General features: G+C 60.0%; 9 protein-coding genes and 1 pseudogene. 1 reads left to right on the plus strand and 9 read right to left on the minus strand.

Translation table 11 applies throughout. The annotated features are described in order from the left end of the window. Window positions 1–46: 46 nt before the first annotated feature. From CKA38_RS15070 to CKA38_RS15085, 5 genes and pseudogenes are all read right to left on the minus strand, one after another. Window positions 47–943, minus strand: coding sequence for a rhamnogalacturonan acetylesterase (locus tag CKA38_RS15070; RefSeq protein WP_108826303.1), 897 nt, complete (start codon window positions 941–943; stop codon window positions 47–49). A gap of 48 nt (window positions 944–991) precedes the next feature. Next, window positions 992–3,496 (minus strand): exo-rhamnogalacturonan lyase family protein, encoded by a 2,505-nt coding sequence (locus tag CKA38_RS15075; protein ID WP_236919067.1) that lies wholly within the window; start codon window positions 3,494–3,496, stop codon window positions 992–994. Between the two features lie 2 nt (window positions 3,497–3,498). Next, window positions 3,499–3,822 (minus strand): annotated as a pseudogene (locus CKA38_RS16630) (RIFT barrel domain-containing protein); the annotation flags it as partial. A gap of 139 nt (window positions 3,823–3,961) precedes the next feature. Then, window positions 3,962–4,276, minus strand: coding sequence for an L-rhamnose mutarotase (gene rhaM / locus CKA38_RS15080; RefSeq protein ID WP_108826304.1), 315 nt, complete (start codon window positions 4,274–4,276; stop codon window positions 3,962–3,964). A 51-nt stretch (window positions 4,277–4,327) separates the two neighbouring features. Next, a complete protein-coding gene (locus CKA38_RS15085; RefSeq protein WP_108826305.1) occupies window positions 4,328–6,499 on the minus strand; it encodes a sodium:solute symporter family protein in 2,172 nt (723 codons plus the stop codon). Between the two features lie 236 nt (window positions 6,500–6,735). Here CKA38_RS15085 and CKA38_RS15090 point away from each other — a divergent pair, with 236 nt between their 5' ends. Beyond that, entirely contained in the window at window positions 6,736–7,779 is a 1,044-nt protein-coding gene (locus CKA38_RS15090; protein WP_108826306.1) for a LacI family DNA-binding transcriptional regulator, read from the plus strand. 220 nt (window positions 7,780–7,999) lie between these two features. On the opposite strand, the gene CKA38_RS15095 is transcribed toward CKA38_RS15090, so the two are convergent. From CKA38_RS15095 to CKA38_RS15110, 4 genes are all read right to left on the minus strand, one after another. Continuing rightward, window positions 8,000–9,997, minus strand: coding sequence for a rhamnogalacturonan lyase (locus CKA38_RS15095; RefSeq protein ID WP_161554951.1), 1,998 nt, complete (start codon window positions 9,995–9,997; stop codon window positions 8,000–8,002). Between the two features lie 157 nt (window positions 9,998–10,154). After that, window positions 10,155–13,109 (minus strand): DUF4982 domain-containing protein, encoded by a 2,955-nt coding sequence (locus tag CKA38_RS15100; protein WP_108826307.1) that lies wholly within the window; start codon window positions 13,107–13,109, stop codon window positions 10,155–10,157. A gap of 119 nt (window positions 13,110–13,228) precedes the next feature. Next, window positions 13,229–14,425 (minus strand): rhamnogalacturonan acetylesterase, encoded by a 1,197-nt coding sequence (locus tag CKA38_RS15105; protein ID WP_236919068.1) that lies wholly within the window; start codon window positions 14,423–14,425, stop codon window positions 13,229–13,231. A gap of 40 nt (window positions 14,426–14,465) precedes the next feature. Beyond that, a complete protein-coding gene (locus CKA38_RS15110; RefSeq protein WP_108826309.1) occupies window positions 14,466–16,316 on the minus strand; it encodes an autotransporter outer membrane beta-barrel domain-containing protein in 1,851 nt (616 codons plus the stop codon). Window positions 16,317–16,414: the final 98 nt, after the last annotated feature.

Consider the following 16,414-nt stretch of genomic DNA (forward strand, 5'->3'; position numbering starts at 1 on the left):
ATGCCGGGCGGGTGCAATGCGGCGAGAAAGTTTATGACGTTTGGGCTCAGGGGACAAACGCCGGAACCTTCCCGCCTTCCTCGGAAAGATACGCGGCCAGCGGATTATCATCCTTGAAACTGTTCAGGCCCGAGACAACGGCACGGGCGTTGAAAGCCGCGCCTTCTCGAGTGGTGTGCGTGCCTTTGTCGGCGAAAAACGGCTCGATGGCGACGCGCCCGAGTTTCTCGTAACCGCGCGCGATGATCTCGTTGAGGTCGACAAACAGCGCGCCGGACTGCTCCGCCGCCTGGCGCGCCCACAAGCCATAACTGCCCGAGGCGCGGTTTATTTTGGCGCTCGCGGATTCCGAGTCCCAGCTTTTGCGCGGCACCGGGGAGCAGACCACGGGAATCGCGCCCTTGGACTTGGCGGTGGTCACGTAGTTGCGGATATACCAGCCGTAGCTGTGAACGGTTTCGGGCTTTCCCGTGATAATGTTTTTTTCAACAAAAACGGTTTCGTCGCCATTGCCGCGAATAGTGCCGCGCGCACGCGTCTTGGAGTCGCGCGGGGGCTTTTCGTTTATGGGGCCGGCATCGTTGTGCCCGAACTGCATGATGACAACATCACCGGGGCGCAGCTCTTTCAAAATGGCGTCCCAGCGTCCGTCGGTCAGAAATGTTCGCGAGCTGCGTCCGCCGATGGCGCGGTTGACGATGTTGATTTTGGCCGTGTCGAAAAACGGCCCGAGTTCGTCGCCCCAGCCGCGCTGGCCATTGGTGCCGACGCGCACGGTGGAGTCGCCGATAACCCAGAGCGTCGGCAACTCGGCGCGCTCTTTTTTGACGAGACCCGCCTTGGCAGCGTCCTCAACCGGACGATCATCCGAGGCCGCGCCTGTCGCCGCCCTGGCAAGGCAAAGTGTGAGCAAACCGAGTGTGATAAGTGTGAGATGACGCATGATGAAAATATATCAAATGCAGTGCCGGTTGTTCACCACCGCGCCCACTTACGGAATGCTGTCGCCGACGAGGGCGAGGCATTGCATGGCGGCGAGGCCCCACTGGGAGGCGTCGTTGGTCGAGACCCAGGCGGCCTCGTCAACAGGATTCAGCACGGTCGGGCCTTCGATGCGTTTCGTTTCCAGCAAGTGGCGCGTGCCGGAGGAATCACCATGGTCGGCGGCGTCGTTGCGGAAGAATTCGCTCCAGGCGCGGGCGGCGAGTTTTTTGTCGCCCGTCATCTTCGCGGCGTAGGCGGTGAGGCGCGAGTGGGCTTGCGCAAGACTGCCGCCGCGGACATCGGCGCCGAGCGCGGCCTTTTTCTCGTCCTTCGGCGCATTGTAAAGCGTGCAGAAGTGCAGCCAGACTTTTTTGAAACCTTCGTATTCGGGCTGGCCCTCGGTGAGCTGGATGAGCTCGGCGAAGGTTTCGACGGCGCCGAAAACGGAATCGAGGTGCGAGACGCCGATGGTCGCCGTGCTGTTGCCGGGACGGCCGCGCACGGTGAGCGGCTCGAGGCTGCCGTCGGCGATTTTGTAGCCGTAGCGGTCGCTCGTGAAAAAGCCGAGCGGCATCTTGCCCCAGTCGCGCATGCCGCGAAGGAGTTTGTCGCGATACTTCATGTCGCCGCCGCGCTCCCATTCGGTGAGCCAGGCGACAGCGAGGTTGGCCCAGTCGGTGCCGAAGCTGACGCGCGAATCGTAGGCGCCGAGCGGCGTGGCGTTTTCAAGTTTCCGGGCGGGATCGATGTCGTTGAGTTTTTTGTCCACGTCCAAGAGCTCGCGCATGATGTCGCCCACGCGCTCGTCGGCGGTGAGGTAATAGTAGATGCGGCGGTAGGCGGCGGTGGAGATGCGAACTTGTTTCGCGGAGCATCCCCAGTGCTGGACGTTGTGGCGCGTGCCGAGCCCGGCGAATTGCCCGGCGTGGTAAGTGTCAACCTCGCCGGTGTGGCGCGTCATGGCCTCGGCGAGACGGAAGACATCGGCGCGGCCCGTGCGCATGTAGTAGGTCCAGAGCCAGAGGTCGGGCGAGAGCTCGGAGTTGTCCCACGCGTAGCCGCCGACGTCGTATTTCCAAACGTGGCGGTCGCGATCGTAGGAGTGCATCACGTCGCCGTAGTTCCAGAATCCATACCAATGGCGCTGGTCGATTTGTTTTTTGTAATAATCGATCTGCCAATCGAGGCGTTTTTCGAGCGCCGCTTTCACGGGTGTGGACGTGTCGGGCAGGCCCCAAACGTCGCCGAAAACTTTTGCGGCGTGGATGCGCGCGGGCGGGCAAACGAGGTGCGCGGGATTGCGGACGAGCGCGGCTATGTCGGCAATGGTGTCGCGCGAGGGCGTGGCGGCGACGGCCCAGAGGAACAGCTCGCTCGAGCGGGCGATGCCGTGCGCGTCGCCGTAGCCGGGCTCGTAATCCTCGTAGGTGATGATGAGGCCGCCGTCGTATTGTTTCTTGAACGTATCCATGCCCATGCCGTCGTGGTAGAAGCGCAGATCCATCGCCGGCGCCTCGGGCGAATACATCCAGACGGTAACCTCGGCGGCGTCGGTGTGGGCGTTGCGCACATCGAGTTGCACGGGGTGGCGCTGCCAGAAATCTCGGAGGCCGAAGACAACGCCGCCGCCTTTTGCGCCGCCGATGTAACCGGTGCCGGATGCGCGCGTGCCCTGGTCAACATCAACCCAGGCGTGCCCGGCCTTGGTGCGTTTGCGGATGGCAAAGCCGTTGGCGGAGAGTTGCGTGAGCGTGGAGTCGCCCCATTCGGGGATGTATTGGATGCGGTCAGAAACTTGTTTGTTGAACGTGGACAGCGGCGGGCAGGCGAGGCCGGCGAGTTGGGCGGACTTGATTGCGTTGCTGCCGCGCTGGTCGGGATCGCGGCGCAGGCCGGTGAGGCCCATGACGGCCTCGGCCCAGAGTCCGCGTCCCTCGCCGACGTAACGAACGTGACGGTCGTAGGGCGCGTCGGCCATGGGCACCTCAAAGCGCACGCCGAGTCCGCGAATGAAATCCTTCTCGACGTTTCCGTCGTAAACGAAGCTGTGCATCATGCGCACGCATTCGCCGCCGGCGTAGAAGTAGAGGCGGACGGTGAAGGGGAGCAGATAAACTGCCTTAAATAAACGATGGGCATGCCTTCCTTCGATTTTCACGACGGCGCGGACGGGGCCGCTTTGCTCGACGGTGACGGCGTCGATTTCACCTTGAAAGGCTCTGGTTTTCGAGTCGCCAGCGCGCCCATCAAGATCGGGTGCGTCACTTGTAAGCGCGACGAGGCGGCCATTAACAAGAACTGCTTTGTCACCCAGATCGGCGCGCGTGATTTTTGTAATGAGCACGTCGCTCTTTTTGGTGGCGATGGCGCAGCGGATGACGCCGGTGTCGATTTCGATGGCGTCGGCGGTGTTTTTAATGGTGAGCGGTTTCGAGGGGCGGCGGGCGTGCCGGGAGCGAGATCGAGGTCGTTGCCGATTTTGATTCCAGCGGGCACGGCGGTGGCTGTCCATTTGATCGAGCCGTCGGGCCACCAGGCGGTTGTCCAGGTTTGCGCGGGGATGGATTTTCCGGAAGTGTCGCGGAGCGCGAAATCAGTGTCCTTCGCGGCGGCGCCCATCGGCCACGGCGTGCCGAAAGTCGCGCCGACATTGATTGCGGGTGCGGAACCGTCGAGCCAGCGGATGGTTTTGACGTCCGGCGAAATGGACGCGGCTTTCGCGGGCTTGACCGCCTTGGCGTCGGCGCCGCGCACAAGCGACGCGGCGAGCGGCACGGCGGCCGCGGCGATGGCGGCGTTTTTAACAAAGGAACGGCGGGTGATGGAGGCGTTTTTCATATTATAAGATTGGGCGATTTTAATATAAAAACTTAACCACGGAGGACTCGGGGAAACTTGGAGATTATATTATTCCGATCTCCGTGCCGCTCCGAGTCCTCCGTGGTTAATATTAAACAGGGTTATTATTATTTGTTTATTATTCGAGGTGGAAAACCTCGTTCAGGTCGCGCGACACCGGGCTGTTGTCGGGATTGCTCGGCATGATGTCGCCCATGAACTTCCACCAGCGCTGGCAGGCGTCGGTTTGCGCGACTTGCGCCCAGCGTTCCTCGCTCTCGATTTCCACGTAGCCGAATAGCTGGAGCGTCTTCGGGTCGAGGAAGATCGAGTAGTTGTGGCTGCCGTGGCTCTTGAGCTCGGCGGCGAGATCGGCCCAGATGGGATTGTGGCGGCGCTGATACTCGGCTTCCTTGCCGGGATTCACGCTCATGACGAATGCTTTGCGGATCATTGTTGGAGTGGTTTTTTCTGTTCGATTTAAATCGGAATTTGGAGACGACTTTTATCCTCCCGAGGCCAGTTTGAGCAGCCCCCAGAAGAGCGCGATGATGGCACCGGAGGCGGCGCAACATGCGACAAAACCGACGGCGTCCTGCCTGTCCCACTTTCCAAATTCCCACGACGAGTTTTTGCCGAAGAGCTTGGTGTGGTCGAAGCGGCGCGGGTTGCGGCGCGTTTCCTCGATGGCCTGCGCCTCGAGTTCGGGCGTGTCGCCAACGGGCGTTTTCATTTTGCCATAGAAGAAATCGACCTGCCCGGGGTTGCGGTTCCGCGTCAGGAGGCTCATGAGAATGAGAACGATGAAGGGCAGCGCGGCGTCCACATAGTAGCGGAGGTTTTCGCGATTGCGCGCGCTCATCGTGGCCGAGTCGACGATGCCGAGCTTGGTGGCCATGAAGTTCTCCATGTCGAAACGACCGCTGCCTTTCAGCGGACTGTTGGGGTCGTCCTTGTCCACGCGGGTGACAACCTCCCAGTAAACGGGGGCCGGTTTGCCATCCTTCTCAATGGAGGAAATCGCGAGCGACTGGTTGTTGGTCATCGCCGGAATCCACGGCGCGACAATCGGGAATGCGACATTGAGCGCGATCGCCACGATGATCGCCGTCCACGCGGCGGGCAGCGTCACCCGGCGCCAGAAGAACATAACCATGATCAGCACGCCAAAGGGCACGTTGACGGTGATGACGAGCTTAACGACCGCCATCATGTCCTTCATGAATGTCGCGGCGAAAAGCCCGACGACCAGAACCACGCAAATGGTGCACCGCGCAACAAACACACTTTTCGTCTCGCTGGCGGCGGGATTAAACACGCGGTAGATGTTGCGCGTGAACAAGGCCGAAACCGCGATGGATTTTGCGGCGAGATTCGACATCACGCCGGCGATAACACCCGCGAGCATGAGGCCGATGAATCCGGGGATCGGGCCGAGCAACCGCTCGGAAAGCATGCCCCACGCCGTGTCGGAATCGGCAAGCGCGTCAGGTCCGACAAAGAGCGCCGCGGCAATCAGGCCCGCGAACGTCCACAAAATGATCATCAGGCGTTTGCCGTAGAGACCGGTCACGCCCATGCGGGCGGCGGTTTCGTTTTTCGCGGAGCCCATGATGTTCATGTTCGGACTGAGCGCGTTCATTTGTATAAGGCTTACCAGTGTGATCGCAAATATGCTCCAGCCCGTGAGCGAGCCGCCGAACAAGTCGAACATCTTTGCAGGCACCCTCTCGGCAAGCTGCCCCCAGCCGCCGATCGCGTAGAGTCCGGTCGGGATAAGCAATATGGAGAAAATAATAATCAGCGTGCCCTGCAACGCCTCCGCGACCGCCGCGGCCTGCATGCCGCCGAGCACCATATACGCGCCCACGACCGCGATAAACATTATATAAAAACCCCATTTATACACAGGCGGGCGAAGCACCGACACATTGCTGTATATATCGCCGCGCGCCTTCGCGTCGCGCAAGTCCGCCAGGCGTTGTTGCTGCGCGGGCGTGAGCGGGGTGATGTTTTCAAAACTCTTCGTGTCCGCCGCCATGTCATGGGTGATTTCGGCGATGCGGGCGCGCTGCGCGCCGGTGAGCGCATCGGGCACGATCGCATTCAAACCCGCCAGCTCGGCGGCGATGATCGACACGCGCTGTTGTGTTTCGAGGGCGCGCAACTCGCGGAAACTTTCGACGGCGGCGCGCTCCTCAACCGTCCATGAATCCTCGGCCTTGTTCACCAGCGACGCCGTGATCGTGTAAGCCGTGAAACTGCCGAAACCAATCAGCAGCACCGCCACGCAAATCTGGAACAGCGAATAAAACACGCCCATGCCCTTGCTGTTGAAACGGTCGACAAAAAGATCGGCCATCGTGAGCAGGCGCACGCGGCGAAACCACACGTTCATGAACCAGTAATACGGGTTGATGAACACCGTCTGGAACGAATACCACGCGTTCGACGCGCCGCTTCTGTAAACGAAGCTCGCGTTGGAAACCGCACCCTGCGGCTCGGTGGCGTTGCCGAAGTTGAGGAACGCCTGGTAGAGCTTGCCGAGCTTGCGGCCCGCGAGGAAGTAACTCTCCTCGCCCTTTGACGAGGCGGCTTTGGCGCGCCTCCCGATGTAAACAATCGCCGCGAAATAAGCGAGAACCACCAGGATGTCCAATATTCGGATGCCGTTCATAAAATAATGCGAGTTTGGGTTATTTGATTGATGAAATTGAACAACCCGCCGCAGTGCGTTTAGGGGCAGATATGGAGGGTTGGTTACGGGTGTTTGTCATCGGGGAAAGCGAAACGGGGCGCGTGCGCATTTTCAGCACATTCAACCCGGCTTGCGCCGGCAACATTAACATTTACATGTGAAACAAGCTTGATGTCTTTCGCGAACAGCCAACTCTCTGACAGTAAGAAGCACCCATGTCCTCAACAGCCCCCTCACTCCGCGATCTCGCAAAGACCCTTGGCCTCTCGCACACCACCGTTTCCGAGGCCCTCCGCAACAATCCCCGCGTCAAACCCGAGACGCGCCAGCGCGTGCACGCCGCCGCCAAGGCCGCCGGCTATCAATACAACCCGCTCGCCGGCGCGCTCATGTCCGAAATGCGCCGCTCGCGCGCGACCACCTTTCGCGGCGTGATCGCCATCGTCGATCTCGACGGTCCCGCGGGACGCGCGCCCAGCTCCGCGCGCTACCACCGCGAACTCACCAAGGGCGCCATTGAGCGCGCGGAGGAACTCGGCTTCAAGGCCGAGGTTTTCATCGTGGGGCACGAAGGCATGACGCCCCAGCGCCTCGACACCATACTCCAGTCGCGCGGCATCCGCGGCGTATTCCTGCTCCCCGTCAGCGACAACCCCGACCTCACAAAAATCAACTGGTCGCGCTACGCCAGCATCTACACCGATTACGTGATCGAGCAGCCTGCGCTCCACAACATCTGCCCCAATCACTACCGCGCCATGCTCATGGCGTTGCACCGCCTCCAGTCGCTGGGCTACAAGCGCCCCGGCCTCGTGATTCAACAACACCACGACGAGCGCCTCTTCCACCGATGGGAAGCCGCCTACCAAATCTACCAGCACCACTACAACAACAACGCAACCAAGGTTCCCTCGCTCCTGTCGCGCGAAATCAACCGCGCGGACTTTTCCAAGTGGTTCAAGAAATACAAACCCGACGTCGTGCTCTGCCACCGCGCCGAGGTGCTCGACTGGATGCGCGAGTGCGGCGCGAAGGTTCCGCAGTCGCACGGCTTCTGCTGCCTGAACACAATGATGAACCCCGATGTCGCCTGCGCCGGCCTCGACCTCCAGCCGCGATTGCTCGGCACCCGCGGCATCGAACTCGTCATCGGTCAACTCTACCGCAACGAATGCGGCGTCCCCGAGCTGCGCACCACAACAACCGTCCCCGCCCAATGGGTTGACGGCCCGACGGTGCGGGACCTGAAAAAGAAATAAGCATCCCTTACGATTATTTTCAGGCCTTAACAGGCACAGCGCGCGCCAATCGGGTGCGTCGTTAATGACAGGACGGTGGCGGACTGTCGCTAATGCTCGAAACGCCATTCCGAGCGAAGCGAGATTCTGCCAACCGCAGTGTGTGCCTCTCGCAATTCCCGGCGCGCTCGGCGAGCGCGCCCCACCCTGTCAAAGGTCAAACCGAGCTTACTAATGGTATTTATTTTTCGCTGCGGACTGCCGTGACGATGTCCGGTTTCGCCGGCGGCTTCATGCCTTCGCCGAGATAAAATCCGGGGTGCGGGGGCTGGTTGTAGGTGGTGTTCTGCCACGCGATCGCCAGGCGATACTGGCGGTCGTGCATGAGCGTGTGAAGGCGGTGCTCCGTCGGGATCGTCGTCGTGTAGATGCGCAGTTCGCGGTTGTCCTTCGTGCGCCAGATCACTTCCTCGCGCCAGTCGCCAAAGATGTCGCCGCTCAGGCAGGGCGTGGCCTTGGTGCCGTTGTTGGTCACGCACTCGGGGTCCGAGAAAAGCATGTCAGAGGTTTGCGTTTTCCAATTCCATTTCGAAATCCACGCGCGCTCGCGTCGCGAGTCTCCGTCGAGAAATTCACGCAGGAGATCGCCGTCCCACCAGATGAGAAAGTTTTTTTCGCGCGGGGGCGTTTTTGAGATGACGTTGCCCTTGTTGTCGTAAAGCGCGCCGTAGCTGGCCCACATCTCGTAACCTTTTGTGCGCGGATCAATGTCGGCGGCGACACCGCGGCCGATGTCGGCTTTTTTGCCCCACTCGTCGCCCTTGGGTCCGACGCCGAAGAGCAGCATGCCCGTGCGCGCGTCGCGGTATTCGATGCCCGCGTCGCCATACGAGCTTCGGCTTTCGTGCACCATGAACACTTGCTGTCCGCCGCGATCCGGGTCCATGACGCTCATGTGCAGCGCGTCGCCGTGGCCAAGCCCGGTCGAGTAGAGGCCCGTGCCGTCGTTGTTGATCGCGGCGGCGCCGTAGATGATTTCGTCGCAGCCGTCGCCATCGACATCGCCGACGGTCACGCTGTGCGCGCCCTGGCCATTGTATTTTTTGTTGCCGGGCGTGCCGTCCTCGCTGTCAAAAATCCAGCGTTGCGCGAGCTTGCCGCCGCGCCAGTCCCATGCGACGAGCACGGCGCGAGTGTAATATCCGCGGCACATGACGAGGCTCGGGCGGCTTCCGTCGAGATACGCCGTGGCGGCGAGGAAGCGGTCGATGCGGTTGCCGTGGGCGTCGCCCCAGATTTTTTTCTGCCGCGCACCGTCCGGGTTGTCGTCTCGGTTTTCGGGGTCGCGTTGCGGGAGGTATTGCACGGTGGACATGGCCGCGCCGGTTCGGCCGTTGAAAATGGTGAGGTATTCGGGGCCGGAGAGTATGCGCCCGGTGTGGCGGCCTTCCGTGCCGCGATGGTCCGCGTTCGCGTCGCCGATGACTTTGCCAACGCCGTCGATGGTGCCGTCGGCGGTTTTGCAGGCGACCTCGGCAAACCCGTCGCCGTCGAAATCATAAACTTGAAATTGCGTGTAGTGCGCGCCGGCGCGGATGTTTTTTCCGAGGTCGATGCGCCAGAGAAAAGTGCCGTCGAGTTTGTAGGCGTCGATATACACATTGCCCGTGTAGCCGTCGTGGGCGTTGTCGTGCGCGTTGGTCGGATCCCACTTTAATATGATCTCGTATTCACCGTCGCCGTCGAGGTCGCCAACCGAGCAATCGTTGGCATTGTAGGTATAGGATTCTCCAGCGGGCGTGACGCCGCCCTCGGGGATGCGCAACGGGATGGAGATGTATTGGCGCACGGGCGCGTTTGGGCGGAGCGTGTTGAGCGAGGTTGTTTTCGCGGCGGGGAGGCTTTGTTCGCCGGTGATCGCGCGCACCGAGTAGGTGTTGGTTTTCGAAAAATCGGCGGATTTGTCGGTGAAGTGCGTGGCCTTGGCGAGGGGCGCCGTGTTGAGTTTCACGGGCGCGCCGCCGTCGGTGGTGCGGTAAATATCAAACGCCATGTCGGACGCCTCCGTGCCGAGCAACCGCCAGCTCACGAACGCGGACGACTTGGTCGCGCGCACCGCGACAACCCCGCGGTCAAGCGCCTCCATTTGCGACGGCGCGGCGGTGGCGACGCCGGCTCCAAGCACGACGAACAAGGCGAGGAGGCGGAGGGAAATCGGGTGGAATCTTTTCATGCGCATAAAAGGGTTTGAGGGTTGGATTGCATATCGCGCCAAACAGTTGGCGCATGATGGAAAGAATATCGGAACGCGCCCTGCCCTCGCCTCCCCAATATTGGGGATTTTTTGCCCTGCCGCGCTGTCTTGCGGGCAGGATGCCCGCGCTCCCGGGTGCCGATCAATTTTTTAATATTTCGTAGAATTCAACCTCGCCGATGCTAAGGGTTTTGCCGCCGATTTTATCGGCTCCGGTGGAGGCGTTTTCCTTTGCGGCGACTTCGCTCATGGTGAAGGCGTCGCGCGCCTCGGAGCTGCCCTGCAACTCAATGCGCACGACCTTGCCCGCGACGGCGGGTTTCACCTCGAGGGTCACATAACCGAGGCTTTTCGGTGTTGCGTCGCGGTAGATTTCAACCCCGTCGAGCGTGATGCTCACCGGATAACTGCGCTGGCGCCAACCGGTGAGCCGCAATATGATTTCTTCCAGCTTCGCGGGACGCTCAAGCGTGTATTCAATCCACGCGCCGGCGAGATCGTTCGCGCTTGTCCACGCCGTCGTCTCGTCATCGTCGTAACTCTTGGCGGCATCGGCGGCATTTGAGCCGGCGCGCACGGAAACCACCTCGACCGGTGTGCGCGAGATTTTATACGACGGGCCCGCTGGTGTCGGGCCGCGATCCGGGAGGGCGATTTCCGGCACGGGCGGCAAGGCGGCGAGGCCGTTGTGCGACGGATACTCGACCGAGTGGAGCGTGAGCGCGGCGGAGCGCAACGAACCCGAACGGGCGCGAAGCGTGATCGCGCCGGGCTGGCGCGTGGTGCGAATCAAGACGCGATTCACCCCGCATTCGACCGGCAGTGTTTTCGAAAGAATATAGTTGTCGGCGCGCCCGTGCCCGATGCCGCCGCGCCATTCGGCGGGCCCGTCGAGTTCAAACTCGACCAAGTCGAGCGCGGTCGGGCAGCGGCGGCCATCGGCATCGACTACCTCGAACTCGACCAGCGCGAGGTCGTGCCCGTCCGCGTGGTAGTTTGCCTTGCCGATATTTTTCAGGCGCAAGGCGGTCGGCTCGCCGGATGTTTGGATGACGGCCTCGGTGACTTTTTTCCCGGCGGTGTCATAACCGGCAGCACGGAGTTCACCGGGCTGCCAGGCAATGTTTTCAAATGTATAAAGAAACCGGTGCGACTGCGCGCCGCGTCCGAGCGATTTTCCATTGAGAAACAACTCAACCGCGTCGGCGCTCGATACAACGTATATGTTTTTCACGGTGCCGGGGGCGTAGTTCCAGTGGCCGATGATGTGCGCGGCGGGGCGCTCGATATCGACCCACGCGTCCCACATGACTTTGTGCGCGTGGAAGCCGTCCTTGGGAATGCGCATGGCGTCAACCTCGCCGCTGCGACGGTAATTTTCTGAGCCGCGATGATGCGTGTTGGAATCGGAAAATATAATATTGGTGCCGCCGCTGTTCACGCGACGCCCGGTGCCGGGACGCTCGCGCCAATAATCATACCAGCGCACTATGTTTTCAATGGCATGGGAGTCCTGGTTGCGATTGTAGACGGCCGCGGGCGCGTTTCTATATAACGGGCCGTCGCCGTTCTTGTGATAGGGCGGCGAGTATTCATCCCAATATTTGCGCAAACCCTCGTCGCGCGAATACTCCATCTGCCAAAAGGGGATGCGCGCGCTTTTGTTTATATAAAGCATGTGGCCGCCGTATTCGGCGATTTTGCTGTTGAGCATGTCGCGGGAACCCGAGGCGCGCCCGCCGTGCGGATCGTATTTGTCGCGCAGGGCCCTCATTTCGATCATGTGCTCCTCCGAGACGCCGTTGTTGCCGGACTCGTAGAAGAGGATGCTCGGATTGTTGCGGTTGTAGATGATGGCGTCGCGCATGACCTCGACGCGCTGCTCCCAGCGGCGGCCGGTCACGTCGCGCTCGGAATCTCCGGCGGGCATCGCCTGAATGAGGCCGACGCGGTCGCACGATTCGACGTCCTGTTTCCAAGGAGTGATGTGCATCCAGCGCACAAGATTGCCGCCGCTTTCAACCATGAGTCCGTTGCTGAAATCGCTGAGCCACGCGGGCACGCTCGCGCCGATGGCGGGCCATTCGTTTGAGGTGCGCTGCGCGTAACCGTGCATTTGGATGACGCGGTCGTTGAGCGTGATCATGCCGTTGGCGTATTCGGTTTTGCGGAAACCGGTGCGCGTGGTGACGGTGTCCACGGGTTTGCCGGCAACCGAGATCGTGGTGCGCACATCATAGAGCGCGCCGTGCCCCCAACTCCAAAAGTCGATGTTTTTGGCGCGCGCGCTTGTCTTCAAAACGGCGGTTTCACCGGGAGCGATATTGACGGGGGCCGCGGCGGAAACTTTCACGCCGAGCGCGGGGATTTCCATTGTATACAAGGCGGCCTGCGACTTGCCGGTTTCGTTGCGCACCTCGGATTCGGCGTGAATCGTGGCGACGCGGTTTTTAATATCAAAATCAACGGCGTATATATAAACGCCGGTCGTCTTGAGATTCGAATAAAGCGGGAGCGTTTGATAAAGTTTTTTGGTGATATGCAGGCGGACGTTTTTTGTGATTCCGCCGTAGTTGGCGTTGAAGTTTTTGTCGGCCCACTGGTAGCGCTGGTTGGTTTCCTTTTCGCGATAGTCCCAAGCGTTGTCAGTGCGCACGGCGATGATGTTTTCGCCGGCGCCGAGCTGCCCGGTGATATCGAAGCCAAATGCCATGATGCCATTTTCGCTGCGGCCAACGTGCTTGCCGTTCACATAAACCTCGGCCGCCTGCCGCACGCCCTCGAACTCGATGAATATTTTTGTGTTATCGAGCTGCGCGGCGGTGAGTGTGAAATGTTTTCGATACCAAGCGACGCCAGTCGAGTGATCCTTGATGTCCTTGCTGAAAGCGTCGTCCTCGTTCCACGCGCGCGGGAGCGTGACGAGTTTCCACGCGGAGTCGTCGAAGTCCCTGGCATCGGCGCGGACAGGGTCGCCGACGTGCAGGCGCCAGTCGAGGTTGAGGTTGTGGGTTTCGCGTTGCGCAAGGGCGGCGGGCGCGAGAACGAGCGATGCGAGGGCGGCGAGAAGAAGAACGTGAAGTTTGGGCTGATTCATTGAGCGTGGCTGACGGGAAATGGTTTGGTTTGGAGACAGAGAGCACGGATTAACACGGATGCGCACTTCGCCGCATTTGTGTTTATTCGTGTGATCCGTGTTGAAGTGACGGATTGTGTTTAACTTCCCTCGGGTTTTTCGAGTGTGGCTGCGGACGGACTGGAAGGGATGGCGATTTTTTTCGGGTCGTCGGGGTGCTCGGGGTTAAACCTGCCGGCGTCGGGAGCGAGGCGGACGGCGAGTTCGGGAAGCTGCACGCGAATGGCCTCGACTATGCAACGCGCGAGTTCGTAGGCGCCGTAGTTGCTGAAGTGCGAATTGTCGGCGAGGGCATTGGGCTGGTTGGGATAGGTGTTGGCCGGGGCAAACACAAAGGCATCCTTTGATTTCTCGACGCCGAGCGCGGTGAAGAGGCGTCCGCTAATCGTGTGCAAGTCGATGAAGGGGACGTTTTTTTCCTCCGCGACTTTGCGGACGGCGGCGGGATAATCGCCGTGCGTGTTTTGGAGTTTGCCAGCCTTGTCAAAACGGCGGCGATACATGGGGGAAATCAGCACGGGTTTGCCCTTTTTCGCGACGATGGCGTCGACATATTCGCGGAGGTTGCCGGCATAGGTTGTGAACGCGCCGCCGTTTTTCTCCTTCATGTCGTTATGCCCGAATTGTATGAAAACGTAATCGCCGGGCCGGAGCGTGTTGAGGATTTTTTCGAGCCGGTTCTGACGGTGGAAGGAACCGAGCGCGAGGCCGGACTGGGCGTAGTTGGCGACAACCGTGCCGGGCGCGAAGAAGCGCGGAAGCATCTGCCCCCACGAGGCCCAGGGTTCGTTTTGCTGGTCGGTGACGGTGGAATCGCCCGCGAGAAAAACATTCAGCGCGGTTTCGTTGCGCGCGATTTCGATCGCGGAGACCGCGGGACTCGGGCCGTTGAATTCGAGCGTGAGCTTGCTGTCCCAGTTTGCGGCGCCGATTTCGTTGGGCTTGAGCGACACTTTTTTATCCGAACCGGGGATGTCCGGTGTGTGGACGCTGACTGTGAAAGTGCGCGCGGTTGTTTCGCCTTTCGCCGTCTTGACCGACTCAAGCATGAGGCGGCGGTTCTCCGCCTTCACGGTGGTGTCGGACGCGGCGTCCGGGCTGCCGAGGTGGACGGTGACATCGTAAACGCCCTCGGGCAGGTCGATGGAGACGAACGGCGAGGAACTTGTTATCGAGCCGGGGGCGATGTCGATGCGTTGCGGCGCGGAATAAGCCGCCACCGCAAAAATGCAAAAAAGAACACCAAGCATTCCATGTATTTTTATATGCGTCTTCATTGGCGAGAAACTATGGATTCGCATAATACCGGGCAATTTATTAGAAACGATAACCAACCCCGGCGCGGATGGCCACCGTCTGATCGACCATGATATTGCTGTCGCCAGCGTAACTTGCAAAGAAGGACAGGCCGTTGTAATAATCGAGCGAAAGGCCACCTTCGATATGCCAGCCGCTGCGATCACCGGGCGCGCTTTTGACCGTCACCGTTTCACCCAGCACCGTTGCCGAGATGTTGCGCTCTCCCCGACTTGAGCGAAAGGCCCAGTAGGCATTGAGAAAGGGGCGTATGACGGCCTTGTCCCTTAATATTTCATAACTGCGCGCCAGTTGAAATCCGAAGGATGCGATAACCGATTCGGCGTCCTGCTTGCCCACCGCAAGCGCTGTTTCAGAGGCGCCACCAGTTTCCCTGAATGCGTCCGCCTTCCATTTTAGATACTGGAGACCGAGCGTCGGCCGCACATCAAGCCAGGAGCAGGGCGCTTTGTAGCTTATAAGGGCGCGCCCACCGTAACGCGTGCCATCGGTGCTGCCTTTGTAGAGGGATCCCACCAGACTGGCATTGCGTTTGGCATCATAGCTGTCGGTGCCATAGAAGCCGAGCAGACTGGCTTGAAAGTTGCCGGCGCGGTAACGGGTGTAGGCGCCGTAGGTGTGGCTCTTGGAGTCCCCCGTGCTGCCGGAATCATCCATTGTATAATCGGTCTTGTCATAGGAATAAACAAGGCCGACAAGCAACGAGGGCGATATGGCGTAGTCCACTCCAGTAAGGATTTTTATCGGATCGATTTCATAATATTCATTTTGGGCAGTGGTGTTTTTATGCGCAGTGGCGCGCGATGCCTGCGCATAAACATCAAATTTTTTCACAGCGCGAAGCTTCTCGTCGGGAATGGCGAGACGGTTCTCAATGCTCGTGCCCAGCGCGGTCGTCTGGACGACGGCCGCCGGGAACCACACTTGATACGATTGCGGGCCGAGTTGATTCAGCACACTGCCATAGGCGCTTATGCTGTATTGACCGTCGAGCCCCACGGCAACCTGGTGCGGAATCGAAGCCCCCACGCGATCCATGGCCGCGGCGATCGTGCGCTGGTTTTCCGTAATGCCGGGAACATCGGCGTATTTACTGCGCACAATCTGAACCCATATCTCATGGCCGCCTCCGGTTAAATCAATTTTCTCCCAAAAGCTATTCGCGGCGATCATTCCAAAATTATGAACCAATTTATCATTAAACGTCCCGGTGATGTCGCCGTTGACGGTTATGATTTTGTAACGCGCGCCGTCCTTGACCTGAAAATTCCGGACGTCGCGGGAAATACCGAGGGTGACTCCCTCCGTGTCCTCGGAAAGCGCCAAGCTTCCATTGACGACCAGCTGATCCCTTGATGTCTCCGTGAAAAAATCGAGATTGATGGATGTATTGGGTCCCATATCGAGCGTTCCGGTGATGGTCAGCGTGGCGGCTTCGGTTTTGGTTCCGGGAGCTATGACTGAAGTGGAGTTGGATGTTACAAGCCCGATGATAAAACCCGATCCGCCAATGTAAGTCGTCGCCCCGCCCTGCTGTCTGATGCTGCCATTAAAAACACCGTCAACCTGAAGCGTGCCGTAGCGCAACAGGGCGTAACTTGAACCGGGAAGAGTGACAACGCCCGTCTGCCCGATCACGGTTGTTTGCGATGAGTTGAATGTATTCAGGCGAAGCGCCTCCCCGGTCGTGCGCGCGCTCGTGAACGCCCCTGAAATCGTGGAACCATACGATATGTAAACCTGATTGGTTCCCGTGGTCAGTGTCGTGCCCATGTCCATGTTAACCGACGCCAACAAAATGCTGCTTGTCGTGGCGGCTCCGGAAAAATCGGCGGTGGAATTGCCGTGCATGACAAGGGATGCGCCCCACAGCGACGAGCGATCAGGGGCGTTTTTAATGGCGGGATACGCGGTCGAATCGCGGGCGCCGGTGTAGAGGAGTTTTGAAT

Source organism: Ereboglobus luteus (assembly GCF_003096195.1).
Classification (GTDB): domain Bacteria; phylum Verrucomicrobiota; class Verrucomicrobiia; order Opitutales; family Opitutaceae; genus Ereboglobus; species Ereboglobus luteus.

Coding starts and splice junctions, on each gene's coding strand:
- CKA38_RS15105 (WP_236919068.1), bottom strand. CDS start 14,425: ATGAAGACGCATATAAAAATACATGGAATGCTTGGTGTTCTTTTTTGC.
- CKA38_RS15075 (WP_236919067.1), bottom strand. CDS start 3,496: ATGGACAGCCACCGCCGTGCCCGCTGGAATCAAAATCGGCAACGACCT.
- CKA38_RS15090 (WP_108826306.1), top strand. CDS start 6,736: ATGTCCTCAACAGCCCCCTCACTCCGCGATCTCGCAAAGACCCTTGGC.
- CKA38_RS15100 (WP_108826307.1), bottom strand. CDS start 13,109: ATGAATCAGCCCAAACTTCACGTTCTTCTTCTCGCCGCCCTCGCATCG.
- CKA38_RS15095 (WP_161554951.1), bottom strand. CDS start 9,997: ATGCGCATGAAAAGATTCCACCCGATTTCCCTCCGCCTCCTCGCCTTG.
- CKA38_RS15085 (WP_108826305.1), bottom strand. CDS start 6,499: ATGAACGGCATCCGAATATTGGACATCCTGGTGGTTCTCGCTTATTTC.
- rhaM (WP_108826304.1), bottom strand. CDS start 4,276: ATGATCCGCAAAGCATTCGTCATGAGCGTGAATCCCGGCAAGGAAGCC.
- CKA38_RS15110 (WP_108826309.1), bottom strand. CDS start 16,316: ATGCACGGCAATTCCACCGCCGATTTTTCCGGAGCCGCCACGACAAGC.
- CKA38_RS15070 (WP_108826303.1), bottom strand. CDS start 943: ATGCGTCATCTCACACTTATCACACTCGGTTTGCTCACACTTTGCCTT.